Raw genomic sequence first — 25480 nt, 5'->3', positions numbered from 1 at the left:
GGCTTGGTCATGGCTAATGCATTCAGGAAAGAGGGCGTCGAGATCGCCCCGCTCTCCAAGGAGACGCTGCAGGATCGCGTGTTCCGGCATGTCTCCGAGCTCATACTCGACGGCAGCATCGTGCCGGGCGAAATGGTAACGGTGCAGAGCCTTGCAGATGCCTTCGGCGTGAGCCCCATGCCCGTGCGCGAAGCACTAAGACGCCTGACTGCCGCCAACGCACTGACCGTTATATCCGGCCGCTCTATCGGCATACCTGCGCTCAGCAAGGCAAGGCTGACCGATCTGCGAAATGTGCGTTTCGAGATAGAGGCAATCGCCGCAGGCTGGGCAGCCGAGCGTCGAAGCGACGAAGACCTCGCAATCTGCGCGCGTCATCTGCAGGCACTGGAAACGGCAAATGCGGAAAGCGACGTCAAATCCTATGTACGCGCGAATTACGCCTTCCACTTTGCGATTTATCGCGCGGCGGGCTCAGACAATCTCTTGAAGATCATCGAGGATTTGTGGCTGCAGATAAGCCCTTACTTCAATCTGCTGCACGGGTCCGGCAATTACTCGACCGCAAACACGCATCACAATGAGATGTTCGCGGCCCTGACAAAAGGCGACAGCAAGACGATCCGCAACGCCGTGCGCGCCGACATAGACGGCGCCTTCCACGTGCTCAACAAAATCCTCTGATCGAAGATCACCAATGCGGCGGCTTGGTGGATTCATGGCCGGGCGCTGCCTGCTCTTCAAGCGTTAGAAACCGCTCGGTCAACGCATTCAGCTTGGCGTTCAGACGGTCGATCACCTTCCATTGCTCGGTAATCTGCGTCGAAAGCTCCTCGATCGTCTTTTCCTGTTCGGCATTGAGGATTTCGAGAGCGGTCAATCTGTCGGAAGTCATGGAATCTTGCCTTTCCGCGCTGAAAAATGATCGCTTCTCCACAGCATATCCACATGACGCTACGTCGCGTTTCGGGTGCGGTTGCGGGCTTCGCGCGCGATTGGCATGTCTGATATGACATGCTAGGTCTTTGGGCAAACGATAAGAACCAGAGTGGAACTGCGGATGGCGGAAGCCGCTATAGAACTTGTCGGCATCAATAAGAGTTTTGGCGCGGTACGCGCAAACCGTGACATCAACCTCAAAATAGAACGTGGCACGATCCACGGCATCGTTGGCGAAAACGGCGCCGGTAAATCCACGCTGATGTCCATCCTCTACGGCTTTTACCAAGCTGATAATGGGGAAATCCGCATCGGCGGCAAGAAGGCCGACATCAAGACCCCGAACGATGCGATTTCAGCAGGCATCGGCATGGTTCACCAGCATTTCATGCTGGTCCAGAATTTCACCGTCATCGAAAACGTCATTCTCGGCGCCGAAGGCGAAGCGCTTCTCAAAAGAAGCATCTCCAAGGCCCGCTCCGAACTTGCCCGGCTCGAGCGCGAATACGGGCTGGATGTCGATCCCAACGCGCTGATCGAGGATCTGCCCGTCGGCCTGCAGCAGCGCGTGGAAATCCTGAAAGCGCTCTATCGCGGCGCCGATATTCTGATCCTGGACGAGCCGACCGGCGTTTTGACGCCGCCCGAGGCAGACCACCTTTTCCGGATTCTCGAACAGTTGAAGGAACAGGGCAAAACCATCGTTCTGATTACGCATAAGCTGCGCGAGATCATGGCGATCACCGACAATGTCTCCGTCATGCGCCAAGGCACGATGGTCGCCACCCGCAAGACGTCCGAGACGAATGTCGGCGAACTGGCCGAGCTGATGGTCGGACGCCGCGTTCTCCTGCGCGTCGAAAAGGGCGAAGCGAAACCAGGCGACATCAAGCTTTCGGTCAAGAATTTGACGGTCAAGGATTCGCGCGGCGTGACGATGGTCGATAATGTGTCGTTCGACGTACGTGCCGGCGAAATTGTCGGCATTGCAGGCGTCGCGGGCAACGGTCAGTCGGAGCTTCTCGAAGCCATTTCCGGCATTCGCCGCGCCGCATCCGGCACTGTCCTGCTCGATGAAAAACCGATCGACGTGACCGGCGTCGCCGACCCCGGCGAATTGCGCGACAGGGGCCTCGCCCATGTCCCGGAAGACCGCCATCATGTCGGGCTGGTTCTCGCTTTCGAGGAAAGCGAAAACGCCATTCTCGGCTATCACGACAAGCCGCAATATCTGAACGGGCCGTTCCTGAACGTCGAAGCGATCCGCAAGGATGCCAACGAAAAAATCGAAAAATTCGACATCAGGCCTGCGGATTCACGGCTCAGAACCGCGAATTTCTCCGGTGGAAATCAGCAAAAAATCGTGCTTTCGCGGGAAATCGAGCAGGATCCGGGCGTGCTGATCATCGGCCAGCCGACACGCGGCGTCGATGTCGGCGCAATCGAGTTCATCCATCGGCGGCTGGTCGAAATGCGCGACCAGAGCAAGGCCGTTCTGCTGGTTTCCGTCGAACTCGACGAAATCCGCTCCCTGTCGGACCGGATAATCGTCATGTTCGAAGGTCGTATCGTCGGCGAGCGCGATGGCGATGCAACCGAGGCCGAACTCGGCCTGCTCATGGCTGGCGTCGAGCAGAAGGAAGCCGCCGAATGAGCGCGCCTTACACCAAACTGCCCAGATGGGCAGATTATGGGCTGATCCCGCTGATCAATCTTCTGGTCGCGTTTCTGGTGGCCGGTCTGGTCGTCCTGCTGGTCGGCGGCAACCCGCTGCACGCTGCCGCCGTGCTTTTCGAAGGCGCATTCGGAAGCGGTCAGAACATTGCCTACACGCTGTTTTACGCGACCAATTTCATCTTCACCGGCCTTGCCGTGGCGATTGCCTTTCATTGCGGCCTGTTCAATATCGGCGGCGAAGGTCAGGCCTATATTGGCGGGCTCGGCGTGGCGCTGGTCTGCTTGTCGCTCGACAGCGTATTGCCGTGGTGGCTGACATTTCCGTTGGCCATATTGGGTGCTGCCTTCTTTGGCGGCTTGTGGGCGCTGATCCCGGCCTATCTTCAGGCGAAACGCGGCTCGCACATCGTCATCACGACGATCATGTTCAACTTCATCGCGGCCAGCATCATGGTCTACATGCTGGTGGACGTGCTGAAACCGGCAGGCTCCATGTCGCCGCAGACGCGCACTTTTGCCGATGGCGGCCAGCTTCCAAAGCTCGGCTGGATGCTGGAAGCATTCGGCCTTTCGGTGCGCTCCGCGCCGCTGAACGTGTCGTTCCTGCTGGCGCTCGTCATGGCCTTCGTCGTGTGGGTGATCGTGTGGCGCACCAAGCTCGGCTATGAAATCCGCACCATGGGCTTCAGCCCAAGTGCCGCGCGCTACGCAGGCATTTCCGAAACGCGCATCATTATCATCACCATGATGATGTCCGGCGCGCTCGCCGGTATGATGGCGCTGAACCCGATCATGGGTGACCAGAACCGCATGGTGCTTGATTTCGTCGGAGGCGCAGGCTTCGTCGGCATCGCCGTCGCGCTCATGGGCCGGTCGCATCCGGCAGGCATCGTGCCAGCGGCAATCCTGTTCGGCATGCTCTATCAGGGCGGCGCGGAACTCGCCTTCGAAATGCCGAATATCAGCCGCGACATGATCGTCATCATTCAGGGTCTGGTCATTCTCTTTGCCGGGGCGCTGGAGCATATGTTCAGGCCAACCATCCAGTCGATCTTCGCAAGCTTCAGCCCGAAATCCGTAGGCGTCTCGGCGGCAAACGGGGGGCGCGTCTGATGGATTTCATCAACATAATCGTGCAGCTTCTCGACGCGACGATCCGCGTTTCCGTTCCGCTTTTGCTCGCCTGCCTTGCCGGACTTTATTCCGAGCGCGCGGGCGTGTTCGACATCGGCCTTGAAGGCAAAATGCTTGCAGGCGCGTTCGCCGGCGGAGCAGCAGCCGCCGTTTCAGGATCGGCGTGGATCGGGCTTTCGGCGGCGATCCTCGTGGCTGTCGCATTGGCGCTGGTTCACGGCTTCGCATCAATCACGCATCGCGGAAACCAGATCGTATCCGGTGTCGCCATCAATTTCATTGCGGCCGGATCGACCATCATTCTCGGTCAGGCATGGTTCGCGCAGGGCGGGCGCACGCCCTCCCTCAATGGTGCTGCCCGCTTTCAGACGATCACGCTTCCCGGTGCCGAAGCCGTTCGCGACGTTCCGATCCTCGGCACGATCTATTCCGAGCTGATTTCCGGCCATTCGATACTCGTCTACGCCGCGTTCCTCACCGTACCGCTCACCTGGTGGGTGCTGTTCCGCACTCGTTTCGGGCTGCGGCTGCGCGCGGTTGGCGAAAATCCGGGCGCGGTCGATACTGCAGGTATTTCGGTCGCGTGGCTGCGCTATCGCGCGGTGATCTGCACCGGCATTCTTACCGGCATTGCAGGCGCCTATCTTTCCGTCGCTCAGAATGCCGGCTTCGTGAAGGACATGACCGCAGGCAAGGGTTTCATAGCACTCGCCGCGCTGATTTTCGCCAAATGGAAGCCGGTTCCGGCAATGTTTGCCTGCCTGCTGTTCGGTTTTCTCGAAGCGGCCTCGATCCGCTTTCAGGGTGCGCCTTGGCCGCTTATCGGGCGGGTTCCGGTGCAGTTCATGCAGGCCCTGCCATACGTGCTGACGGTCATCCTGCTGGCAGGCTTCATCGGCAAGGCCATCCCGCCGCGCGCCGGTGGCGTGCCCTATGTGAAGGAGCGCTAGGCGATGTCGCAGCAATCAGCACATGAGCTTTTCGAAGCTGCCAAAGCAGCGATGGCCAACTCCTATGCGCCCTATTCCAAGTTTCCGGTCGGTGCCGCGATCCGTACCAAGGATGGGCGGATATTTTCGGGCTGCAACATCGAGGTGGCTTCCTATCCCGAAGGATGGTGCGCGGAAACGACGGCGCTTGGCCATTACATCATGGGCGGCGGCGGCGAGATTTCCGAGATCGCGGTGACTGCCGAACGCATGGCCAGAATCACCCCTTGCGGCGGCTGCCGCCAAAGGCTGGCCGAATTTTCACGACCCGATACCAAGCTCTATCTTTGCGACGAGAGCGGCGTGGTCGAAACAGTCACCATGGGCGAAATGCTTCCTTACGGATTTCAGGGCGACATATTGAAATGATGGATGCAATCGACCGGCTCGTCGAAAAACTGGGCGGTCTTGCGCCGGAAGTTGCCTTCGTGCTCGGCTCCGGCCTTGGCAATCTGGTCGATGAAATCAGCGATCCCATCGAAATACCCTATGAGGAGTTGCCGGGGTTTCCGATAAGCGCCGTGACCGGACATGCGGGCCGCATCGTTGCCGGTTATTTCTCCGGCAAGCCGGTTCTGATGCTGTCGGGTAGAACCCATTATTACGAGCGCGGCGATGCGGCGGCCATGCGCCCCATCATCGAAGTGCTGGCAGGCATCGGCATAACCAAGCTCATCCTGACCAATGCGGCAGGCTCGCTGGATGCCGCGATGCTGCCCGGATCGGTGATGCTGATAGAGGATCACATCAATTTTTCCGGTTCGAACCCGCTGTTTGGAGAGCCAACAGACCGGCGCTTCGTCGGCCTGACCGAGGCTTACGATGCAGGCATTCGCGATGCGCTGAAGCAAGCAGCGGCAAGTGCTGAAATCGACCTGCACAAGGGCGTCTATATGTGGTTCTCAGGACCGTCCTTCGAGACGCCCGCCGAAATCCGCATGGCGCGTATGATGGGCGCGGATGCGGTCGGCATGTCGACCGTACCGGAGGTCATCCTGGCGCGCTTCTTCGGCATGCGTGTCGCCGCCTGCTCGGTCATCACCAATCTCGCGGCGGGCATGACGGGGGCGGAGCTTTCGCACAAGGAAACCAAGGATATGGCCCCCATCGGCGGCGCGCGTCTGGCAACGGTTTTGCGGACTGCGCTGCAAGAGGGGTTGCTGGATGGGTAGGGGCTTGGCAACTGAGGTGTTAGCGCTCCACGTTGCCCCCCTCTGGGCCGCCGCCCATCTCCCCCACATGTGGGGAGATCAGACTGCATTTATATTTTCGCCAATTACGAATGCCTATAAGCAGGCGCAACGGCACCCACTGCTAATCTCCCCACCTGTGGGGGAGATGGGCGGCAGCCCAGAGGAGGGCAACGTCGAGCGCCCAACTCCGCGATTAGCCTGTTAATCCCGTGCTCCCCCAGGAAATCATACGCCTCAAGCGCGACGGCAAAAAACTTCCCCCCGAAGAAATCACAGCCTTCATAGAAGCCCTCACCAAAGGCGAAATCTCCGAGGGACAAGCCGCAGCCTTTGCCATGGCAGTGTTCTTCAACGGGATGGCGCGCGACGAGACTATTGCCCTGACACTCGCCATGCGTGATTCCGGTGATGTGCTGGACTGGTCCGATCTGCCGGGGCCTGTTACCGACAAACATTCGACCGGCGGCGTCGGCGATAATGTCTCGCTGGTTCTGGCGCCCATCGTTGCGGCATGCGGCGCATTCGTGCCGATGATTTCCGGGCGCGGGCTTGGACATACGGGCGGCACGCTCGACAAGATGGACGCTATTGAAGGCTATCGAAGCCAGCCCGACATAGGCCTGTTCCGCAAGGTCGTTCGCGAAACCGGTTGCGCAATCATTGGCCAGACCGCCGATCTGGCACCCGCCGACCGGCTGCTTTACGCAATCCGCGACGTGACTGCGACCGTCGAATCCGAACCGCTGATAATCGCCTCGATCCTGTCAAAAAAGCTGGCAGCAGGGCTCGGCTCACTGGTGCTGGATGTGAAACTTGGCAATGGCGCGTTCATGGAAAAGAGCCGCGATGCCGCCGCACTGGCAAAGGGTCTGGTCGAGGTCGCGAACGGTGCCGGGCTGAAAACCACGGCCCTTATCACCGACATGCACCAGCCGCTGGCGACAAGTGCCGGTAACGCGGTCGAGGTCATGAATGCTGTCGATTTCCTCACCGGACGATCCCGCGACCGTCGTCTTTGCGAGGTGACGCTGTCGCTTGCGGCAGAAATGCTGCTCGCCGCTGGCATCGTGGAATCCAACAAGAAAGGCCGCGAGATCGCGCTCGAAGCGCTTTCCAGCGGCAAGGCGGCAGAAGTTTTCGCCCGCATGGTTTCCGGTCTCGGCGGGCCCTCGGATTTCATCGAGAAGGCCGAAATCTATCTGCCGAAAGCACATATCGAACTGCCCGTCATCGCTGAGAAGAACGGCTTCGTCACCGGCATTGCCACCCGCGCGATAGGTCTGGCGGTGATCGATCTCGGTGGAGGGCGGCGCAAGCAGGATGACCGGATCGATCTGTCGGTCGGCATGACGCGGCTTTTGCCTATCGGTGCGGAAGTTCGAAAAGGCGATGCGCTGGCGCTCATTCATGCGCGTTCGGACGACGATGCGAAGGTGGCGGCATACACGATTTCCGAGGCTTATTCGATCGGCGCGACGAGGCCCATCGCGCCAAAGGCAATTATTCGCAGGATCAGCGAATAAGCCTACTGCACCATGACCAGCGCGCCATTCTCGACCTGATATTTCGAGAGCCGCCCAAGGAAACTCATTCCGATCAGCGTACCGCTCAGCGCGCTGTCTTCAAGCACCACCGCCTGGACATTTTCGACGATTATGCGCCCGATTTCGAGCCGGTCGATATTGACCGCAGCGGCCTTTGTCCGGCCGTTCGCCGTATCGACGGAATGCTGAAAATCATCACGCGCGACGGAAAGCCCGATGCGCCGCGCGGTGGATCTGTTGATCGCGACGACCGTGGCGCCGGTGTCGATCATCGCCGGAACCTTGCTTCCATTGATCCTGAAATCGCCGGAGAAATGCCCGCGTGCATCCGCCTCAAGCCGCATCCGGCGGCCTGAAAGACTGGTGCCCACGCTCTGCACCTGCGGCTTCTCGACCTTCGCCGCAACGACATCGCCAGCCGAAGAACCGGCGAACCAACGAAGCATCTGCGGATTGGAATCAAGCATAGCCGGGATGCTTGCCGATCCGGCGGCGAACAGGCCAAAGATTATGAATTTGCGAAGCATGGTCAAAAGTCCGTCTATCAAGGACGAACTTTATCAGGCGTGAGACAAGCCGCGCTTAATGCAGCCCGAAAATGACATTTGAGGTTAGCAAAACCTTATCGGGTGGGCCTATTTGGTGCCGTACATGCGGTCGCCGGCGTCGCCGAGACCGGGCAGGATATAGCCCTTTTCGTTGAGTTCACGGTCGATCGACGCCGTGAAAACCGGGACATCCGGGTGCTCCTTCGTAAAGCGCTCGATGCCTTCGGGAGAGGCCAGAAGGCAGAGAAAGCGGATGTTGGTCGCACCGCGTTCCTTGAGCTTGTCGACGGCAGCAATCGCCGAATTCGCGGTCGCCAGCATCGGATCGACGACGATCACCAGACGGTCACCGAGGTCGCTTGGCGCCTTGAAGAAGTACTCGATCGCCTCGAGCGTTTCGTGGTCGCGATAGAGGCCGACATGGGCGACGCGGGCGGCAGGCACGAGATCGAGCAGGCCTTCGACCAGACCGTTGCCCGCACGCAGAACCGATGCAAACACCAGTTTCTTGCCTTCGAGCGTCGGCGCTTCCATCGTCTCGATGGGCGTTTCGATGGTGCGCGTGGTCAATTCGAGATCGCGCGTGACCTCATAACCGAGCAGCAGCGAGATTTCCCGAAGCAGCCTGCGGAACCCGGCGGTCGATGTATCCTTGTCGCGCATGATGGTGAGCTTGTGCTGGACAAGCGGATGATCGACGACGGTCACGCCCATTGTGTACTCCTGAAAAACGGTTGCGGCACTGTAGCGGCTGACATCGCTGCCCGAAACGCCCGCAGGCGCGCCAGTCACAGTTTTTATGCCCTTAAAGCGCTTATTTGGAAGCCTTTGCCAGACGCGCCAGCAATTCCGCCTTCGTCCTGCGATCCACGAACGCCGCCTCGAGTGCTGTTTTCGTGACCGAAAGCAGCGCTTTCTCGTTCATGCCGAAGTGCTGAGCGGCGATCTTGTACTCCCGGTCAAGCGAGGTGTGGAAATGCGGAGGATCGTCCGAATTGAGCGTTACCTTGCAGCCTGCCGCCTTCAGCGCAGGAAATGGATGGCTTGCGAAATCCGGGTAGACGCCGAGCGCGATGTTCGAACCGGGACAGCATTCCAGCACGACGCCCTCATCCTTTATCCGCCGTACGATGTCAGGGTTTTCGATCGCCCGAACGCCGTGGCCGATCCGCGCCGGCCTTATGTGATCGAGCGCGGCCTCCACGCTTTCCCAGCCGCAGAATTCGCCTGCGTGAACGGTGATGCCCAGCCCTGCCTCACGCGCGATTTCGAAGGCTCGGACATAGTCTTCCATGTCGCCCTGCCGCTCGTCGCCAGCCACGCCGAAACCCGATACGAGCTTGTGTCCGCATTTCGCGGCAAAGCGTGCTGCCGCCTCGATTGAAGCAACGCCCTTGTGCCGAACGCCGGTGACGATCATGCGCGATTCGATGCCGGTCTTGGCCTTGGCGCGCTCCATGCCTTCGCCTAGAGCATCCGTATAGGCCTGTGGCGAGAGGCCGGCGCTTTCGGCATGATCGGGCGAAGTGAAAAACTCGGAATAGATCGCACCGTCTTTTGCGATGCTGCTGAGATAATGCTCGGCCAGCCGCGCATAATCGTCCTCGGTGCGGAAAAGATTGGCGGCAAAATCATAAGCCGCCAGAAAACTGGTGAAATCGTGCCAGACGAATGCGTTGTCCTGAATGACGGCGCTGGCATCGACGCCATATTTTTCTGCCTGCCGAATGACCAGTTCGGGTGCGGCGGCACCCTCTATGTGGCAGTGCAATTCGGCTTTCATCGGCATTCGCAATCCTCGTCTGTGATAGCGCATCCAGCCAGGCGCGGCTTTTCACCGCGTTCATGGGTCAGGATAGCGCGCCGTGTTCTGATCGGCTATGGTCCCCGCCGAACCGGATTGGATCAGAAAAATGTCAGAACAGAGAACCACCGCCGCCGGAGGCATGGAAAATTCCTACGGCTTCCGAAATGTCGCGGAAGGTGAAAAGCAGCCTCTGGTCAACGAGGTCTTCCACAAGGTCGCAAACCGCTACGACGTGATGAACGATCTGATGTCGGGCGGCCTGCATCGCGCGTGGAAAGACGGCATGGTCACGGCTCTCAATCCGCCGAAGCGCGCCGGTTTTTCCGTTCTCGACGTTGCAGGCGGCACCGGAGACATCGCATTCCGCATCGTCGATGCATCACACGGCCATGCGCATGCAACCGTGCTCGACATCAACGGCTCGATGCTGCAGGTCGGGCGCGAGCGCGCCGCCAAGCGCAAGCTGGAAGCCAACACCGATTTTGTCGAAGCCAATGCCGAAGAATTGCCCTTCGCAGACGAGACTTTCGACGCCTATACGATCGCTTTCGGCATTCGCAACGTTCCCCGCATCGACGTCGCGTTGAAAGAGGCGTTTCGCGTTTTGAAGCCCGGCGGGCGCTTTCTGTGCCTCGAATTTTCCGAAGTCGATATGCCCATACTCGACAAGGTCTATGAGGCGTGGTCATTCAATGCTATTCCGCAGATCGGCAAGGTCGTGACCGGCGAGGCTGAGCCTTACGCCTATCTTGTCGAATCCATTCGCAAATTTCCCAACCAGCCGAATTTCGCGGCGATGATCGAGCGCGCCGGTTTCGAGCGGGTCACGTTCCGGAATTATTCCGGCGGCATCGCGGCACTGCATTCGGGCTGGAAACTTTGACGGAATTCGCCGCATGAGCAATATCGGTGCGGGTTTCCGATTGATCCGGGCGGGCTGGATCATGACGCGAGAAGGCGTTGTCGCCGCCCTGCCCGGCGAAGAATTATACGGCCTGCCGCGCTTCGGCTGGCGCGTGGCGAAGCTGTTCACGCGTCGCAGTGCAAGGAAACTGCAGCGTAGCGAACGCCTTGCCGATGCCGTCGCGAAACTCGGCCCCTCCTATGTGAAGCTCGGGCAGTTTCTGGCGACCCGCCCCGATGTCGTCGGCAACGATATTGCAGTCGACCTCGCACTGCTTCAGGACCGCATGAGCACGTTTCCGAAAAAGGAAGCGGTGGCCCTTATCGAAGGTTCGCTCGGACGGCCGGTTGACGATCTCTACCATTCGCTTGGCGAGCCGATTGCGGCTGCTTCCATCGCGCAGGTGCATGAAGCCGAAGTCGAGAAGGACGGCGTCATTTCCAAGGTCGCGGTGAAGGTCATCCGCCCCGGCGTGCGCCGTGCCTTCGCGCTCGATCTCGAAAGCTATTTCCTTGCGGCCAGACTGCAGGAAAAGCACATTCCTTCCAGCAGGCGTCTGCGTCCGGTCGAAGTGACGGAAACGCTGGCGCAGACGACCAAGATCGAAATGGATCTTCGGCTGGAGGCTGCAGCACTCTCCGAAATCGGCGAGAATACGCGCGATGATCCGGGTTTCCGTGTTCCTTACGTGGACTGGGAACGCACCGGCCGCGACGTGCTGACCATGGAGTGGATCGACGGCATCAAGATGAACAATGTCGAGGCTTTGCGTGAAGCAGGTCACGATCTTCAGACGATTGCCGCCAACCTCGTCCAGTCATTCCTGCGTCACACGCTGCGCGACGGCTTTTTCCACGCCGACATGCATCCGGGCAATCTGTTCGTGGATTCCTCGGGCATGATCGTCGCGGTCGATCTCGGCATTTCCGGGCGGCTCGGCAAGAAGGAACGCCGTTTTCTGGCCGAAATCCTCTACGGTTTCATCACGCGTGATTATCTGCGCGTCGCCGAAGTGCATTTCGAAGCGGGCTATGTGCCGCGCACGCAAAATGTCGCCTCCTTCGCGCAGGCCATCCGCGCCATCGGCGAGCCGATCCATGGCCAGCCAGCCGAGACGATCTCCATGGCGCGGCTGCTGACCCTGCTTTTCGAAGTCACCGAATTGTTCGACATGGCGGCGCGCCCCGAACTGGTGCTTTTGCAAAAGACGATGGTCGTTGTCGAAGGCGTCGCACGCACGCTCGATCCCACGTTCAACATGTGGAAGACGGCAGAACCCGTCGTTGGAGACTGGATCAGAGGCAATCTCGGCCCGCGCGGCATTCTGGACGACGCGCGCGAGGCAGCAGGCGCACTGATCTCGATCGCACGGCAGGCCCCGGAACTGGCGTTGCGTACAGAGCGCCTGACCCGCGAGATCGACGCCATGGCCGAAAACGGTTTGCGCTTCGATCCTGAAACAGCAAAGGCAATCGGCAAGGCAGAAGCCCGCTACACCCGCTCCGGACGCATAGCGCTCTGGATCATCGCGGCGACATTGCTCTGGATCGCGTGGAGACTGATCTGACAGCATTGCTGTCATTGAAAGCGGCTCTTTTCATGCCTATAATCAACAATATGTTGAAACAAACAACATGGAGTTGAAATGGGCACCCTGACAATTCGAAATCTTGACGACAGTGTTAAGCTGGAACTGCGCAAGCGCGCCGCCGCGCGCGGCGTTTCGATGGAGCAGGAGGTACGGGACGTCCTTTCCAAGGATGTTATCGAAACCTCAGCGCATAGGAAAAAAGCGACGCTTGAAGAGATAATGAAACTCTCCAAAAAGCCAGACGCTCCCGTGGATGGCAAGCAAGCGCAGGACGAGCTATGGGACTATCTCTACGATGACCATAGCAATTGATACCTCAGCCATATTCGCGTTTCTGGCTTCGGAAGCGGAAGCTCCGAGAATAGGACGTTTACTGCTTGAGGACTCCATCGTTATCTCTGCGGCAACATTGACCGAAACAAACATCGTAGTTTTCCGAAGGCTCGGACTCGATGGAAAGAGACGACTGGACGCCCTGATCGCCGGTGCCGAATTTGAAGTAGCGGTTTTCGATCAAGCCCATTCCGAAGAGGCTTTCATCGCACATGTCCGCTACGGGCGCGGGTCTGGCCATAAGGCCAATCTCAACATGGGCGACTGTTTTTCCTACGCGCTTGCCAAGTCGCGAAATCTGCCGCTGCTTTATAAGGGCAACGACTTCGTGCATACAGACATCGAACCGGCACTAAAGCCCGCATGACGGAAGCAGACATTATGAGCCTTTCGCAAAAGCGCATCCTGCTCATCATCGGAGGTGGTATTGCTGCCTATAAATGCCTCGACCTCATCCGCAGGCTACGCGAGCGCGGTGCCTCGGTGCGCGCGGTGATGACGGAAGCGGCGCAGCATTTCGTGACGCCGCTATCGGTTGGTGCATTGACCGCCGATCATGTGTTTACAAACTTGTTCGACCGGCATGACGAGCATGATGTTGGGCATATCAGGCTGTCACGCGAGGCGGATTTGATTGTCGTTGCGCCCGCGACTGCCGACCTCATGGCAAAACTTGCGAACGGCCACGCAAACGATCTTGCATCGACGACCTTGCTGGCGACTGACAAGAAGGTGCTGATGGCGCCCGCAATGAACCCGGCAATGTGGAACCACCCCGCGACACGCCGCAATCGCGACACGCTCAGGCAAGACGGCGTAAATTTCGTCGGACCCAACAAGGGTGAAATGGCCGAAAGCAACGAGGCCGGCGAAGGACGGATGGCCGAGCCGCTCGAAATCGTTGCGGCAATCGAGGCCTTGCTCAACAAGACGCCTGCGTTGCTTGCAGGCCGTAAGATCATCCTCACATCGGGACCGACCCATGAGCCGATCGATCCGGTGCGCTACATCGCCAATCGCTCTTCGGGCAAGCAGGGCCACGCGATTGCGGCAGCGCTGGCAAAGCTCGGCGCGGATGTTCACCTCGTATCGGGGCCGGTTTCCATTCCAGATCCTGCGGGCGTCAAAACGCACCATGTCGAAACGGCGCGTGAAATGAAAAAAGCTGTGGAGCAGCTTTTGCCTGCGGACGCGGCGATCATGGTCGCGGCGGTCGCCGACTGGCGCACCGAAAGCGCCTCCGGCCAGAAGATAAAGAAGGCCGCGGCAGACGGCCCGCCGAGCCTTTCGATGGTCGAAAATCCCGACATTCTTGCCGGGATTGGACATCATGAGAAACGACCGTTTCTGGTCGTTGGCTTCGCCGCCGAAACCCAGAACGTCATCGAAAACGCGCAGGCAAAGCTCAACAAGAAGGGTGCCGATTTCATTGTCGCCAATGATGTGAGCGCGGAAAGCGGCGTCATGGGCGGCGACCGCAACCGCGTTCGGATCGTGTCGCGCTCCAGCGTCGAGGAATGGCCGGACATGACCAAGGAAGAAGTCGCCGAGAAATTGGCGTATCTGGTGGCAAAACGCCTCGAAACCGTCGAAACCTAGGCAACATTTCATGTCCGCGCCCGTAGACAGAGATGAAATTCGGGCCAAAACCGACCACAAACTCGGTTTTTTCGGTTTGCGCTGGCATGGTTTCGTGCCGCTGAAGACGCTTTTCTGGCGCGATATGGTTCTGATCGGAAGCGCGCTCAACATCGCGACGACCGTCGCGTCATTGCTGGCGCTCGGTTTCAAAGCGCCGCTTTGGGTCGCGCTGGTGATGTTCTTCTCGCCGACGCCCTACAATATCTTCCTGTGCTTTTCAGTATGGCGCACCGCCGGCATGAGCGGCGGTGCTTTTGCGTCTACGGCAAAGATGGGTGCAGCAGCCTGGCTGGTTCTGGTTTTGCTGCTATGAATCGCAACCCCATCAAACGTCGAGATTGGCCACCGAGAGCGCGTTTTCCTGAATGAAGTCGCGGCGCGGTTCCACGTCGTCGCCCATCAGCCTCGAGAACAGTGAATCGGCATCAGTCGCATCGTTGACCCTAACCTGCAGCAGCGAGCGCACATTCGGGTCCAGCGTGGTTTCCCAAAGCTGCTCGGCGTTCATTTCGCCAAGACCCTTGTATCGCTGCATGGTCAGACCCTTGCGGCCTGAGGCGAAGATCGCGTCGAGCAGCGCCATTGGGCCTGCAATCGTCTCATTGACCTCGCGGCGGCGCAGAACCGGCGGAAGCGCATAGACTTCGCCAAGACGCGTCGAATAACGGTCCAGCGCGCGCGCATCGGCCGAATTCAGCAGCGCCATGTCGAGATGGGCGACTTCTTTGACGCCGCGAATGGTGCGTTCGAAAATGAACCCGCCGGGGCCTTCATTGGAGGTCGAGGTGCGGCCGGTCCAGCCACGCTCGATATCTTCGGCAACCGCATCGAGACGTCCGGCGATGGTCTGCGCCATGGCGTCGGCTCGGCCGAGGTCTTCCACGATTGCCGGGTTGAGCGCGCCCGCAATCGCGGCCTGCTCGACAACCGCACGATTGTAGCGCGTGTGCAATCCGTTGATCAGCGTGCGAACCGCCAGCGCGTCTTCGACGGCGGCACGCAGATCGCGCCCCATACGGACCTCGCCGGAGGACATGGAAAGCGACGCATCGTCCAGACCGGAATCGATGAGGAACGTCTCGAAAGCGCTCTCGTCCTTGATGTATTGCGAGCTTTTGCCCCGGCTGACCTTATAGAGCGGCGGCTGGGCGATATAGAGATGCCCGCGCTCGATCAGTTCCGGCATCTGACGGAAGAAGAACGTCAACAGCAGCGTGCGAATATGCGCCCCGTCGACGTCAGCGTCGGTCATGATGATGATCTTGTGGTAGCGCAGCTTGTCGGCGTTGAACTCGTCTTTGCCGATCGACGTGCCGAGAGCCATGATCAGCGTGCCGATCATGTCCGAGCCGAGCATACGGTCGAAACGGGCTCGCTCGACGTTCAGGATCTTACCGCGCAGCGGCAGGATCGCCTGGTTCTGGCGCGAGCGGCCGCCCTTTGCGGAGCCGCCTGCGGAGTCACCCTCGACGATGAAGATTTCGGACTTGGCCGGATCGCGCTCCTGGCAGTCGGCTAGCTTGCCGGGCAAGGAGGAGATGTCCAGAACACCTTTGCGGCGGGTCAGTTCGCGCGCCTTGCGGGCGGCTTCACGGGCAGCAGCGGCCTCGACCACCTTGGCGATAAGTATCTTCGCCTCAGCCGGGTGTTCCTCGAACCATGTGCCGAGCGCATCGTTGACGAGGCTTTCGACCACCGGGCGCACTTCGGAGGAAACCAGCTTGTCCTTGGTCTGCGAGGAGAATTTCGGATCCGGCACTTTCACTGAAAGAACCGCCGTCAGCCCTTCGCGGCTGTCGTCGCCGGTGATCGATACCTTTTCTTTCTTGGAGATGCCGGAAGATTCGGCATAGCCCGTCACCTGACGCGTCAGCGCGCCACGGAAACCGGCAAGGTGCGTGCCGCCGTCGCGCTGCGGGATGTTGTTGGTGAAGGCCAGCACGTTTTCGTGGTAGCTGTCATTCCACCACATTGCGACTTCAACGGTGATGCCGTCACGCTCGGATTTGATGGCGATAGGCTTTTCGATCAGCGGCTTCTTGGCGCGATCGAGATATTTGACGAACTCTTCAAGCCCGCCCTCATAGAGCAGTTCCTGAACCTTGATGTCGGCATGGCGCTTGTCGGTGAGAACGATGCGCACGCCCGAATTCAGGAAGGCCAGTTCGCGCAGACGATGCTCCAGCGTGCCATAATCGAAGTCGATCATGGTGAACGTCTCGGCAGACGGGAAGAAGGTGATCTCCGTGCCGCTGCGGCCTTCATTGGTGCCGGGCTGCTTGTTTTCCACATAGCTGCCGGTGATGGCGAGCGGAGCATCGGCATTGCCGTGGGTAAAGCTCATCTCGTGGACATTGCCGTTGCGGCGGACTTTCAGCTTCAGCCAGCCGGACAGAGCGTTCACCACCGAGACACCGACGCCGTGCAGACCGCCGGAAACCTTGTAGGAATTCTGGTCGAACTTACCGCCAGCGTGAAGCTGCGTCATGATGACTTCGGCAGCCGAAATGCCTTCGCCGGTGTGGATATCGGTCGGAATTCCGCGGCCATTGTCGATCACGGTGACAGAGCCATCGGGATTAAGCGTCACGGAAACGAGATCGGCATGGCCTGCCAGCGATTCGTCGATCGCATTATCGACGACTTCGTAGACCATGTGATGCAGGCCCGAACCATCGTCCGTGTCGCCGATATACATGCCGGGGCGTTTGCGGACAGCATCCAACCCCTTGAGTACCTTGATGGAATCGGCGCCATATTCGGCGTTTCCGCCGGGGATGTTTTCGGACTGATCGCTCATGAATTGCTTTCGTCTGATTGTCTTTGAAGAGGCGCGCAGGAAAACTTCGAATCGCACGCCTCCATAGACCTCAGATATAGGCGTTCCGGCCTGATTTTCCAAGCTTTCCGGCCATTTCAGCGGGGAAAAGCAGCCGCTCTGCCCCGCTGCCTGCGCATCAGCCTTCGCGGATCGTGCGAAGCGCGCTGCTCCAGCGATAAAGCTCGTCGAGCATCGGCTTCGTTCCGGCGTTGATAAGCTCGTTCGGCGTGAACACGCCATCCTCGTTTATGAAGGCCGCGAAGTTCGGAATGGCGACGCCTTCCGGTATTCCGACGACCTTCAAACCGCTCAAAAGCTGCTTCTCGGTCTGCACCGCGCGCGTTCCGCCCGAAATGCCTGCATAGCTGACGAAGCCTGCCGGTTTGTAGTTCCATTCCGTTGAAAGATAGGTGATCGCGTTTACCAGCGCGGGTGGTGCGAAGTAATTGTATTCGGGCGTGACGAATACGAATGCGTCGCCTGCCTTGATCGTTTCCGACCACTTTTTCGTGTGGTCGTGCTGATAATCCGCGAAACGCGGATGCCTGGGCTCATTGAACAATGGCAGATCGTAATCCGCCAGATCGACCAGAACCGGCTCGAACTTGCCATGCTCGCGCGCCACGCCTTCGAACCATTTTGCGAAGACCGGGCCTACCCGGCCGGGGCGCGTGCTGGCGATGATGATGTTGAGCCTGTGCTTCAAAATTGTCTCCTTGATATGCTTGAGAATACGGGGGGTAACTTTTGGTGACCGTCCACATAATCGCTGCGCATCTGCGCGCAAGAAGGCACTTTCGGGTAACTGTGTGGACGCAGCCGCTCCCCTTGCCTAGATAGAGGTGGACAATGGAGCCCGTATGGACACCAAGCCCCGCCCTTTCGTGCCGCCTGCACCGACCCCGAGGACTTCTCCGCCGTCCACGCTGGAGATGATAAGGATCGTTTATCGAAATCCGCTCGAATTATGGGGCGAGCCTTCCTACAACGAGCCTTATATTTCCGTTTCCGGCATTGGCGGGCCGCTGGTTATCGCCAATGATCCCAAGCTCATCCGGCACATTCTGGTCGACAATGCGAAGAACTACCGCATGGCGACCGTGCGCCAGAAAATCCTGCGGCCGATCCTGCGCGATGGCCTGCTGACTGCCGAAGGCACCGTCTGGAAACGCTCGCGCAAGGCCATGGCGCCCGTCTTCACCCCGCGCCACATTTTCGGTTTCGCGGAACCTATGCTGCGCCGGACGCAGGAATTCGTGAACCGGTATGAGGATTTGAGCGGAAGCGTCGATGTCGCGCACGACATGACGATGCTGACCTACGATATTCTGGCCGAAACGCTCTTTTCCGGCGAAATTGCAGGTGAACCGGGCAGTTTTGCAAAGGAAATCGATCATTTGTTCGAAACGATGGGTCGCGTTGATCCGCTCGATCTTCTGCGCGCGCCAGATTGGATGCCGCGCATCACGCGCCTGCGCGGGCGCAAGACCATGGCCTATTTTCGCAAGATCGTGTCCGACACGATGGAGATGCGCAGTGAAAGGCTTAAAAAAGACCCCGACAACGTGCCGGAAGATTTCCTGACCCTGCTTCTGCGCGCCGAAGGCCCGGATGGGCTGACGCGCGGCGAAATCGAAGACAACATCATTACCTTCATCGGTGCCGGACACGAAACGACCGCGCGCGCACTCGGCTGGACGATCTACTGTCTTGCCGAAGCGCCTTGGGAGCGCGAAGCCATCGAGCAGGAAATCGACGCGGTGCTTGCCACTGAGCCCGATCCGACGAAATGGCTCGACGCGATGCCGCTGACGCGCGCCGCCTTCGAGGAAGCTTTGCGGCTGTTTCCGCCAGCGCCTTCGATCAACCGAGAACCCATCGAAACCGAGCAATGGGGTGACCTGAAAATCGTCAAGGGCGCGCAGGTCCTGGTCATGCCGTGGACCGTGCATCGCCATCGTAAGCTGTGGGACAGGCCGGATGCATTCATGCCGTCGCGCTTTCATCCCGAAAACCGCGACAGCATCGACCGTTATCAATATCTGCCATTCGGCGCCGGTCCGCGCGTATGCATAGGCGCGAGCTTTGCCATGCAGGAGGCGATCATCTCGCTTGCCGTGCTAATGTCGCGCTTCCGCTTCGACACGACCGATGAAACAAAGCCCTGGCCGGTTCAGAAGCTGACAACGCAGCCGCAAGGCGGTCTGCCGATGCGCGTGAGCAAGCGGTAGACCGCTTCCGAAGCTGCGGCCTTGCCCCTCATCCCGCTGCCGCGACCTTCTCCCCGTAAAGGACGGGGAGAAGGAGGCTGACCGCAACGTTCACGTCCCCCTCTCCCCGTTCTTCACGGGGAGAGGGTAAGGGTGAGGGGCTGTTTTCACCAATGCGTAGTCTAATTTCGACCGTAAAACGCGTTTTCGACATGGACCGGCCAGCGGCGTGGCAACACGGCCACCATGTCGAACCGCATCGAAAGCCGGGCATGATCCGGCTGGCGGGCGAGCCATAGATCGGCGGCATTTTCGATGCGCCGTTCGGATTGATGGGCGAGTGCGTCCATCGCCTCGATGAGCGTCTTGCGAACCTTCACCTCGACGATCAGAACGAGATTGCCGCGCCGCGCTATCAGGTCGATTTCGCCGAGCCGCGTGCGGTATCGGCGCGCGACGATGCGGTAGCCTTTCACCATCAAGGCAAGGGATGCCAGCCATTCGCCACGATGGCCGCGGCGGTGTGCTTGTCGACGCGAAAGCGCGTCAGCCATCGGCGCTTTCTTTCAGTTCCAGCAGTCGGCGATAAAGCGCCTGCTTATGCCCGCCGGTCATCTTGGCGGCCTCGCCTGCCGCCTTTGACGCAGACATTTCCGAGGAAAGCGAAAGCAGCAGGCGGTCAATGTCTTCCGGCGTTTCGGCCTTTTCGGTCGAAGGGCCGACACAGATCACGATTTCGCCCTTGGGCGTGTCAGCTTTCGAATAATGCTCCGAAAGCTCCTGCAGAGAGCCGGTCCGCATTTCCTCGAAAGTCTTGGTCAATTCACGCCCTATTGCGGCTGCGCGTTCGCCGAACACATCGGCCATTGCGACAAGCGTATCGTCGAGGCGACGCGGCGATTCGAAGAAAATCAGCGTTGCCGGAACCGCCTTCAAGGCTTCAAGGCGCGAGCGGCGCTGCCCATCCTTGACCGGCAGGAACCCGGCGAACATGAAGGCATCAGAAGGCAGGCCGGACGCAGTCAATGCTGCCAGAACGGCAGAAGGTCCGGGTATCGGAATGACGCGGATGCCTGCTTCCTGTGCCTGCCCAACCAGCCGGAAGCCGGGGTCCGACACAAGCGGCGTGCCTGCATCCGAGACGAGCGCCACGCTGCGCCCCGATTGAAGCGCCTCGATCAGTCTCGGACCCGCCTCGCCCGCATTGTGCTCATGATAGGCGATCGGGCGCTGGCGAATGCCGTAACGGTCGAGCAGCACGCGGGTAACGCGCGTGTCCTCACAGGCCAGCACGTCGCATCCAGCCAGCGTTTCAAGCGCCCGCAAGGTGATGTCGCCGAGATTTCCGATGGGGGTTGCGACCAGATAAAGTGCTGCATCCAGCGGACGCGCGACGATCTCGCCCTGGCCGACCATGAATGTGCGTCTGTCGTTGTTTTGCTCGTGCATCATAAGCGTTCTTCGCACGGCAGACCGAGCGTTGCAAAGCGCCGATGAAGCCAAATCTGCGGAACGGAAATGGCTGCCTGCCGTTTATCGTCCATCTACGGGAGAAAGCCATGACGCTCGCACATCAGGACGTTTTCGAGCCGTATTACGACGGAAAATCCGGCTACAAATCGAATACCTCGAAGAAACCGGATGATTTCTGGCAGAAAAAGAGTGCCGAACGAGAAACGGCGGATGAAAAATCGCCCGTTTCCGACGATAAATCACGCCATCCAGATCAAGCGCAATAATCTCTGTCCGTTCACTGCAGCGGCGTTATAGGCGTGATCGGCGATATGAACGGTGCGTTCCATGACCCGCCGACAAAGAACGATGCTTCAGATCTCGGCAGAGGCTGCGGCTCGCTGTCTGCGGTCACAGCCGGGCTAGGCTGCTGCGGCTGCGCTGGCGGCTGGGGCGTTGCCTCTTGCGCTGTCTGTCCCTCGCCGTCACCTGTAGGCTGCTCCTGAAGCGGCGGAGTTTCGACCGGCGCAGGTGCCGGGGGCGGCGCTGGCGGCACTATGGGGCCTATACCGCCCGAAAGCGCCAAACCGCGACCGACATAAGGAACGATGCCGGACAGCCACAAAAGCCGCTTGCCGGATTTGGCCTGCGCCTTCTCGATCCGCGCGACGCCATTGGAAATTATCGCCTTGAGTTCGAACCCGTCGATCTTGAGGTCGCCATTCGACACTTCGTCGAGCGAGAAGAACCCGCCTGCCGCACTGCGCTTCAAAAATCCATCGAGATCCAGACCGGGAATCAAGCCCGCGCCAAAATTGGCCGAAATCGAACCATCCGCACGCTCGAGGATCGAGTCCCAGGTACGGCCCGGCCCCTTGAGCATCACGGACACCGTGCCCTTGGCGACGGGGAAAATCCTGCTCATGCCTGCCATCTTGCCGAAATCGCCGCCGTCGATATCCGATGCCAGGAGACGGATTTCAGATTGCGTGCCTTCCGGCTTGCGGTCGAAGCGTACGCTTGCCTGAATTGTCCCGCCGAATGCGGTCGCGTCACTAATATCGAAAACGGCAAGTCCGCCCTTAACCTGTGCTGCGGCAGCAACATCCGAAAGCGTGATGCTTCCGGCATTTGCGCGGGCAGCCGACAGTCTCAGATCGAGATTGGCGCTGTCGGCAAGGCTCGGTATCGGATCATTTGCCCCGCTTTCCGAAATCGTGCCTTGCGGGGTGAATGTCGAGAGAAACGAGCGCATGTCGAGGTTTTGGAAAGCGAGCGTCCCCGAAATCGACGGAATGACGTCAGCCAGCGAAAGCTCAAGGACACCGACGCCCGCATTGCCGTCCAGCGCGATTTCGGTGTTGTCGAGTTTGATGCGCTTGCCAGAGCCGCTGATCGTGCTGGAAACGCTGACTGAACCGATCGCGACACCCGGCGAAATGCCGACTTCCGACCATTCGAGCATGCGCCGCAGCGATTGCGCGGCAAATTTTGCCTGACCTTCGATATAGGGCTTTTCGGAGATGGCGGCGGTGCCATCGAAACTCGCCGTGGCTGGCGCAGAGTTGAAGGCAAATTTCAGCGGAGCGGCACCCCCGGCAAACAAAACAAGCGGCCTGTCGGACGAGACATCGACCGAGACGCTTTCGCCGTGCCAGATACCTTTGACCGATGAGGTAATGCCGCGATTGAGTGCGGGCCAATCCAGCGTGCCGGCGATGCCGGTAACGAGCTGCTGGTCTTTTCCATCATCGCCAGTGGTTATGACGCGGCCGTCATTGACCTCGACCGCGCCGAATTCGTCCGACGGCAGATTGGACGAATCCGGGTTGGGGTTGTCCTTGAGCGTATTGCGCGTTGCATCGACCGCGCGGGCCAGGCGCCCATAACCGGGAAGCTGCGGGAGATAATAGCCGCCCTCGGTCTTTTCGACGCGTAAGGTCGGGCGTGTCATTCGCGAGCGCGAGAACACGACATCGCCGCGCAAAGCGGCCAATGCCGACAATTCGATTTCCACACGATCGGCCGCAACCACAGGTGGCGCGTCCGGCTCACCCCAGCGGCCAAGCTTCACATCGGTCAGCGTCGCACGGAATGTCGGCCAGACTTCTATTTCAGGCGTTTTGTCGATGGTGACGCGCAGGCCAAGCAGCGCGCCCATCTCCAGCGCGATGCGATCTCGAACGATTTGCGTCGAAGCTATGATCGGCAACGCGCCCACGACAAAGCCCGCCACGACGAATACGCCGATCACCGTCCAGATAATACGCCTTAACAGCCTTGATGGCATCGTGTCCTATCCATCCGGGCCGACCACGTCGTTTATGCGACCGCCGATTGCCCAATATCGGGTTTATCCCACAACCACCGCATTTCAAGACTTTGTGGCCCGGGCAAGGCATTTGCGCACAGCAGATGCACGCCGTGAAGTGTATCTTGCTCCGCTGCACCGCAATATGCATAAACAATCGCGAAAAGCAGGAGGAAAAATCGTGGTTGCCAGCACTCCCTTATGGACCCCGTCGAAACAGCAGATCGCGGCAGCGCCTATCAGCGCGTTTACCGCGGAGGCCGAGGGCAGGACCGGCATACGATTTGCCGACTATGCGGCGCTGCATCGCTGGTCCATCGAAGATCGCGAAGCGTTCTGGGATCTGGTCTGGGATTTCTGCGGCATCGTCGGTGAAAAGGGAAAAACCGTGCTGGCCAACGGCGACAAGATGCCCGGCGCCGCATTTTTCCCGGGTTCGAAGCTGAATTACGCGGAAAACCTTCTGAAAAAGACCGGATCGGACGACGCGCTGGTGTTTCGCGGCGAAGACAAGGTCGAGCGCCGCATGTCCTGGGATGCATTGCGTGAGCAGGTTTCCAAGCTGCAGCAATTATTCGTCCTGGCTGGCGTCAAAAAAGGCGACCGCATTGCGGCGATGATGCCGAACATGCCCGAAACCATTGCGGCGATGCTGGCGACGGCTTCAATCGGTGCAATCTGGTCTTCCTGCTCGCCCGATTTCGGCGAACAGGGCGTATTGGACCGTTTCGGCCAGATCGAACCCGTCATTTTCATCGCGCCGGACGGCTATTGGTACAATGGCAAGCCGATCGATGTGGCGGGCAAGATCAAAACGGTCCTGGAAAAGCTGCCGACCGTGAAAAAGGCGTTGATCGTCGACTATCTCGGCAAGGCGGAAGAGGTCGCGGCGGGCATCGACCGCGCCGAGCCTTTCAGCCAGGCGATTGCCGCCATTGCGGAAGAGCCGCTGACTTTCGAACACCTGCCCTTCTCGCACCCGCTTTACATCCTGTTTTCATCAGGCACGACCGGCATTCCGAAATGCATCGTACATTCGGCCGGCGGCACGCTGCTTCAGCACGTCAAGGAACACCGTCTGCATGCGGGAATCGGTGAAGGCGACCGGGTCTTCTACTTCTCGACCTGCGGCTGGATGATGTGGAACTGGCTGGTTTCCGGGCTGGCGGCGAATGCCACGCTTCTGCTTTACGACGGCTCGCCCTTCTACCCGGACGGAAACGTGCTGTTCGACTATGCGCAGGCTGAAAAGATGACCTATTTCGGCACTTCGGCGAAATTCATCGATTCCGTACGCAAGGCAGAGTTGCGCCCCATCGATACGCATGATCTGTCCAGCGTGCGCACCGTGTCCTCGACCGGCTCGCCGCTATCGCCCGAAGGTTTTCAGTTTGTCTATGACGGCATCAAGAAGGATGTGCATCTGGCCTCGATTTCGGGCGGCACCGACATCGTTTCCTGTTTCGTGCTGGGCGTGCCGACACTTCCTGTCTGGTCGGGCGAGATACAGGCGGCGGGCCTCGGCATGGCAGTCGATGTGTGGGACGACGACGCTCGGCCGGTGCGGCAGGAAAAGGGCGAACTGGTCTGCGCCAAAGCGTTTCCGGCAATGCCCGTCGGCTTCTGGAACGACCCGGACGGCGCAAAGTACCATTCGGCCTATTTCGAACGTTTCGACAATATCTGGTGCCATGGCGATTTCGCCGAATGGACCGAGCATGGCGGCATTGTCATTCATGGCCGCTCGGATGCGACGCTGAACCCCGGCGGTGTGCGCATCGGCACTGCCGAAATCTACAATCAGGTCGAGCAACTTCCCGAAATCGTCGAGGCGCTTTGCATCGGGCAGAATTGGGACGACGATGTTCGCGTCGTGCTGTTCGTGCGGCTGGCCGAAGGCGTGGCTCTGGACGAGGCACTTGAAAAGACCATTCGCACCAAAATCCGCACCGGAGCAAGCCCGCGTCACGTGCCGGCAAGGATTGTCGCGGTGACGGATATTCCGCGCACCAAATCCGGTAAGATCACCGAGCTTGCGGTGCGCGATATCGTTCACGGTCGCGGCGTGAAGAACAAGGAAGCGCTCGCCAACCCCGAAGCGCTCGACCTGTTCCGGGATATTCCGGCACTGGCGAACTGAGATTTATGGCTAACAAATCCTTACCGGTAAATTTACCTCGTTTTCAGGGATGGTACCATTTCGTAAACTTGTCGGTATCCGGGTAAGGATTTGTTAAGGCAATCGGGGCGATAGTGTTCCCAACTTGAGGGAGAAATCCCGTCCTCACCGTCCCCCGAGGAAGCTTTGCTCAAGCCCGTTGTCACAGAACTCTCAATTCCAAGGCGCCTCTGGCGCCTTTTTCTTTGCGGGGAATGACGCTGGGTT

The 25480-nt window shown here is 59.4% G+C and carries 25 protein-coding genes; 16 read left to right on the top strand and 9 right to left on the bottom strand.

Translation table 11 applies throughout. From position 1 onward, the window contains the following. Nucleotides 1-9: 9 nt before the first annotated feature. Nucleotides 10-684, top strand: a complete 675-nt coding sequence (locus ABFT80_RS18855; RefSeq protein ID WP_347973478.1) for a GntR family transcriptional regulator — start codon at nt 10-12, stop codon at nt 682-684. A 7-nt stretch (nt 685-691) separates the two neighbouring features. Here the strand turns inward: ABFT80_RS18855 and ABFT80_RS18850 are convergent, their stop codons facing one another. Then, nucleotides 692-895 carry a SlyX family protein gene (locus ABFT80_RS18850; protein ID WP_347973477.1) on the bottom strand — a complete coding sequence of 68 codons (204 nt, stop codon included), beginning with the start codon at nt 893-895 and terminating at the stop codon, nt 692-694. Between the two features lie 165 nt (nt 896-1060). Here ABFT80_RS18850 and ABFT80_RS18845 point away from each other — a divergent pair, with 165 nt between their 5' ends. The 6 genes from ABFT80_RS18845 to deoA all read left to right on the top strand — a co-directional run bounded on the left by ABFT80_RS18845 (nt 1061) and on the right by deoA (nt 7455). Continuing rightward, nucleotides 1061-2593 carry an ABC transporter ATP-binding protein gene (locus ABFT80_RS18845; protein WP_347973476.1) on the top strand — a complete coding sequence of 511 codons (1533 nt, stop codon included), beginning with the start codon at nt 1061-1063 and terminating at the stop codon, nt 2591-2593. Next, nucleotides 2590-3729, top strand: coding sequence for an ABC transporter permease (locus tag ABFT80_RS18840; RefSeq protein ID WP_347973475.1), 1140 nt, complete (start codon nt 2590-2592; stop codon nt 3727-3729). Before ABFT80_RS18845 ends, ABFT80_RS18840 begins: the two co-directional genes overlap by 4 nt. Then, the gene (locus tag ABFT80_RS18835) at nt 3729-4700 is read left to right on the top strand and encodes an ABC transporter permease (RefSeq protein WP_347973474.1); all 972 of its coding nucleotides are present in this window, start codon (nt 3729-3731) and stop codon (nt 4698-4700) included. Before ABFT80_RS18840 ends, ABFT80_RS18835 begins: the two co-directional genes overlap by 1 nt. Before the next feature lie 3 nt (nt 4701-4703). Beyond that, nucleotides 4704-5108, top strand: a complete 405-nt coding sequence (gene cdd / locus ABFT80_RS18830) for a cytidine deaminase (RefSeq protein WP_347973473.1) — start codon at nt 4704-4706, stop codon at nt 5106-5108. After that, nucleotides 5105-5911, top strand: a complete 807-nt coding sequence (locus ABFT80_RS18825; protein WP_347973472.1) for a purine-nucleoside phosphorylase — start codon at nt 5105-5107, stop codon at nt 5909-5911. Before cdd ends, ABFT80_RS18825 begins: the two co-directional genes overlap by 4 nt. Before the next feature lie 230 nt (nt 5912-6141). Next, entirely contained in the window at nt 6142-7455 is a 1314-nt protein-coding gene (deoA, locus tag ABFT80_RS18820) for a thymidine phosphorylase (protein ID WP_347973471.1), read from the top strand. A 2-nt stretch (nt 7456-7457) separates the two neighbouring features. Here deoA and ABFT80_RS18815 read toward each other — a convergent pair whose 3' ends face one another. The 3 genes from ABFT80_RS18815 to ABFT80_RS18805 form a co-directional block, all read right to left on the bottom strand. After that, on the bottom strand, nt 7458-8003 hold the full coding sequence (locus ABFT80_RS18815; RefSeq protein ID WP_347973470.1) for a TIGR02281 family clan AA aspartic protease: 546 nt from the start codon (nt 8001-8003) through the stop codon (nt 7458-7460). Between the two features lie 108 nt (nt 8004-8111). Continuing rightward, nucleotides 8112-8738 (bottom strand): uracil phosphoribosyltransferase, encoded by a 627-nt coding sequence (gene upp, locus ABFT80_RS18810; protein ID WP_347973620.1) that lies wholly within the window; start codon nt 8736-8738, stop codon nt 8112-8114. 100 nt (nt 8739-8838) lie between these two features. After that, nucleotides 8839-9813 carry an adenosine deaminase gene (locus ABFT80_RS18805; RefSeq protein WP_347973469.1) on the bottom strand — a complete coding sequence of 325 codons (975 nt, stop codon included), beginning with the start codon at nt 9811-9813 and terminating at the stop codon, nt 8839-8841. Nucleotides 9814-9937: 124 nt separating this feature from the next. Between ABFT80_RS18805 and ubiE the strand changes: the two genes are divergently transcribed. From ubiE to ABFT80_RS18775, 6 genes are all read left to right on the top strand, one after another. Beyond that, the gene (ubiE, locus tag ABFT80_RS18800; protein ID WP_347973468.1) at nt 9938-10714 is read left to right on the top strand and encodes a bifunctional demethylmenaquinone methyltransferase/2-methoxy-6-polyprenyl-1,4-benzoquinol methylase UbiE; all 777 of its coding nucleotides are present in this window, start codon (nt 9938-9940) and stop codon (nt 10712-10714) included. Nucleotides 10715-10727: 13 nt separating this feature from the next. Then, nucleotides 10728-12302: a 2-polyprenylphenol 6-hydroxylase gene (gene ubiB / locus ABFT80_RS18795; RefSeq protein WP_347973467.1), complete on the top strand. Its 1575-nt coding sequence runs from the start codon at nt 10728-10730 to the stop codon at nt 12300-12302. Between the two features lie 78 nt (nt 12303-12380). Next, nucleotides 12381-12638, top strand: a complete 258-nt coding sequence (locus ABFT80_RS18790) for a FitA-like ribbon-helix-helix domain-containing protein (protein WP_347973466.1) — start codon at nt 12381-12383, stop codon at nt 12636-12638. Further along, on the top strand, nt 12622-13026 hold the full coding sequence (locus ABFT80_RS18785) for a type II toxin-antitoxin system VapC family toxin (protein ID WP_347973465.1): 405 nt from the start codon (nt 12622-12624) through the stop codon (nt 13024-13026). Before ABFT80_RS18790 ends, ABFT80_RS18785 begins: the two co-directional genes overlap by 17 nt. Before the next feature lie 14 nt (nt 13027-13040). Continuing rightward, the gene (gene coaBC, locus ABFT80_RS18780; RefSeq protein WP_347973464.1) at nt 13041-14258 is read left to right on the top strand and encodes a bifunctional phosphopantothenoylcysteine decarboxylase/phosphopantothenate--cysteine ligase CoaBC; all 1218 of its coding nucleotides are present in this window, start codon (nt 13041-13043) and stop codon (nt 14256-14258) included. 10 nt (nt 14259-14268) lie between these two features. Then, a complete protein-coding gene (locus tag ABFT80_RS18775; RefSeq protein ID WP_347973463.1) occupies nt 14269-14613 on the top strand; it encodes a hypothetical protein in 345 nt (114 codons plus the stop codon). A gap of 12 nt (nt 14614-14625) precedes the next feature. Here the strand turns inward: ABFT80_RS18775 and gyrB are convergent, their stop codons facing one another. Both gyrB and ABFT80_RS18765 read right to left on the bottom strand, forming a co-directional pair. After that, nucleotides 14626-17100 carry a DNA topoisomerase (ATP-hydrolyzing) subunit B gene (gyrB, locus tag ABFT80_RS18770; RefSeq protein ID WP_347973462.1) on the bottom strand — a complete coding sequence of 825 codons (2475 nt, stop codon included), beginning with the start codon at nt 17098-17100 and terminating at the stop codon, nt 14626-14628. A 157-nt stretch (nt 17101-17257) separates the two neighbouring features. Further along, nucleotides 17258-17827 (bottom strand): NADPH-dependent FMN reductase, encoded by a 570-nt coding sequence (locus ABFT80_RS18765; protein WP_347973461.1) that lies wholly within the window; start codon nt 17825-17827, stop codon nt 17258-17260. A 154-nt stretch (nt 17828-17981) separates the two neighbouring features. Between ABFT80_RS18765 and ABFT80_RS18760 the strand changes: the two genes are divergently transcribed. Further along, on the top strand, nt 17982-19352 hold the full coding sequence (locus ABFT80_RS18760; RefSeq protein ID WP_347973460.1) for a cytochrome P450: 1371 nt from the start codon (nt 17982-17984) through the stop codon (nt 19350-19352). Nucleotides 19353-19513: 161 nt separating this feature from the next. Here the strand turns inward: ABFT80_RS18760 and ABFT80_RS18755 are convergent, their stop codons facing one another. Both ABFT80_RS18755 and rsmI read right to left on the bottom strand, forming a co-directional pair. Next, nucleotides 19514-19885, bottom strand: coding sequence for a YraN family protein (locus tag ABFT80_RS18755; protein WP_347973459.1), 372 nt, complete (start codon nt 19883-19885; stop codon nt 19514-19516). Continuing rightward, nucleotides 19878-20783 carry a 16S rRNA (cytidine(1402)-2'-O)-methyltransferase gene (gene rsmI, locus ABFT80_RS18750; RefSeq protein WP_347973458.1) on the bottom strand — a complete coding sequence of 302 codons (906 nt, stop codon included), beginning with the start codon at nt 20781-20783 and terminating at the stop codon, nt 19878-19880. Before rsmI ends, ABFT80_RS18755 begins: the two co-directional genes overlap by 8 nt. 107 nt (nt 20784-20890) lie before the next feature. Between rsmI and ABFT80_RS18745 the strand changes: the two genes are divergently transcribed. After that, the gene (locus ABFT80_RS18745; RefSeq protein ID WP_347973457.1) at nt 20891-21070 is read left to right on the top strand and encodes a hypothetical protein; all 180 of its coding nucleotides are present in this window, start codon (nt 20891-20893) and stop codon (nt 21068-21070) included. A gap of 11 nt (nt 21071-21081) precedes the next feature. Here ABFT80_RS18745 and ABFT80_RS18740 read toward each other — a convergent pair whose 3' ends face one another. Beyond that, entirely contained in the window at nt 21082-23073 is a 1992-nt protein-coding gene (locus ABFT80_RS18740) for an AsmA family protein (RefSeq protein ID WP_347973456.1), read from the bottom strand. A 202-nt stretch (nt 23074-23275) separates the two neighbouring features. Between ABFT80_RS18740 and ABFT80_RS18735 the strand changes: the two genes are divergently transcribed. Then, nucleotides 23276-25234 carry an acetoacetate--CoA ligase gene (locus tag ABFT80_RS18735; protein ID WP_347973455.1) on the top strand — a complete coding sequence of 653 codons (1959 nt, stop codon included), beginning with the start codon at nt 23276-23278 and terminating at the stop codon, nt 25232-25234. The last annotated feature ends 246 nt before the right edge of the window (nt 25235-25480 follow it).

Source organism: Foliimonas ilicis (assembly GCF_039939195.1).
GTDB classification, from domain to species: Bacteria; Pseudomonadota; Alphaproteobacteria; order Rhizobiales; family Rhizobiaceae; genus Foliimonas; species Foliimonas ilicis.
This window is presented reverse-complemented; position numbering and strand designations above follow the sequence as displayed.

Excerpts from the sequence above, each read along its gene's own strand:
- ABFT80_RS18855 (WP_347973478.1), top strand. The coding sequence starts at position 10 with ATGGCTAATGCATTCAGGAAAGAGGGCGTCGAGATCGCCCCGCTCTCC.
- ABFT80_RS18850 (WP_347973477.1), bottom strand. The coding sequence starts at position 895 with ATGACTTCCGACAGATTGACCGCTCTCGAAATCCTCAATGCCGAACAG.
- ABFT80_RS18845 (WP_347973476.1), top strand. The coding sequence starts at position 1,061 with ATGGCGGAAGCCGCTATAGAACTTGTCGGCATCAATAAGAGTTTTGGC.
- ABFT80_RS18840 (WP_347973475.1), top strand. The coding sequence starts at position 2,590 with ATGAGCGCGCCTTACACCAAACTGCCCAGATGGGCAGATTATGGGCTG.
- ABFT80_RS18835 (WP_347973474.1), top strand. The coding sequence starts at position 3,729 with ATGGATTTCATCAACATAATCGTGCAGCTTCTCGACGCGACGATCCGC.
- cdd (WP_347973473.1), top strand. The coding sequence starts at position 4,704 with ATGTCGCAGCAATCAGCACATGAGCTTTTCGAAGCTGCCAAAGCAGCG.
- ABFT80_RS18825 (WP_347973472.1), top strand. The coding sequence starts at position 5,105 with ATGATGGATGCAATCGACCGGCTCGTCGAAAAACTGGGCGGTCTTGCG.
- ABFT80_RS18815 (WP_347973470.1), bottom strand. The coding sequence starts at position 8,003 with ATGCTTCGCAAATTCATAATCTTTGGCCTGTTCGCCGCCGGATCGGCA.
- upp (WP_347973620.1), bottom strand. The coding sequence starts at position 8,738 with ATGGGCGTGACCGTCGTCGATCATCCGCTTGTCCAGCACAAGCTCACC.
- ABFT80_RS18805 (WP_347973469.1), bottom strand. The coding sequence starts at position 9,813 with ATGCCGATGAAAGCCGAATTGCACTGCCACATAGAGGGTGCCGCCGCA.
- ubiE (WP_347973468.1), top strand. The coding sequence starts at position 9,938 with ATGTCAGAACAGAGAACCACCGCCGCCGGAGGCATGGAAAATTCCTAC.
- ubiB (WP_347973467.1), top strand. The coding sequence starts at position 10,728 with ATGAGCAATATCGGTGCGGGTTTCCGATTGATCCGGGCGGGCTGGATC.
- ABFT80_RS18790 (WP_347973466.1), top strand. The coding sequence starts at position 12,381 with ATGGGCACCCTGACAATTCGAAATCTTGACGACAGTGTTAAGCTGGAA.
- ABFT80_RS18785 (WP_347973465.1), top strand. The coding sequence starts at position 12,622 with ATGACCATAGCAATTGATACCTCAGCCATATTCGCGTTTCTGGCTTCG.
- coaBC (WP_347973464.1), top strand. The coding sequence starts at position 13,041 with ATGAGCCTTTCGCAAAAGCGCATCCTGCTCATCATCGGAGGTGGTATT.
- ABFT80_RS18775 (WP_347973463.1), top strand. The coding sequence starts at position 14,269 with ATGTCCGCGCCCGTAGACAGAGATGAAATTCGGGCCAAAACCGACCAC.
- gyrB (WP_347973462.1), bottom strand. The coding sequence starts at position 17,100 with ATGAGCGATCAGTCCGAAAACATCCCCGGCGGAAACGCCGAATATGGC.
- ABFT80_RS18760 (WP_347973460.1), top strand. The coding sequence starts at position 17,982 with ATGGACACCAAGCCCCGCCCTTTCGTGCCGCCTGCACCGACCCCGAGG.
- ABFT80_RS18755 (WP_347973459.1), bottom strand. The coding sequence starts at position 19,885 with ATGGCTGACGCGCTTTCGCGTCGACAAGCACACCGCCGCGGCCATCGT.
- rsmI (WP_347973458.1), bottom strand. The coding sequence starts at position 20,783 with ATGATGCACGAGCAAAACAACGACAGACGCACATTCATGGTCGGCCAG.
- ABFT80_RS18745 (WP_347973457.1), top strand. The coding sequence starts at position 20,891 with ATGACGCTCGCACATCAGGACGTTTTCGAGCCGTATTACGACGGAAAA.
- ABFT80_RS18740 (WP_347973456.1), bottom strand. The coding sequence starts at position 23,073 with ATGCCATCAAGGCTGTTAAGGCGTATTATCTGGACGGTGATCGGCGTA.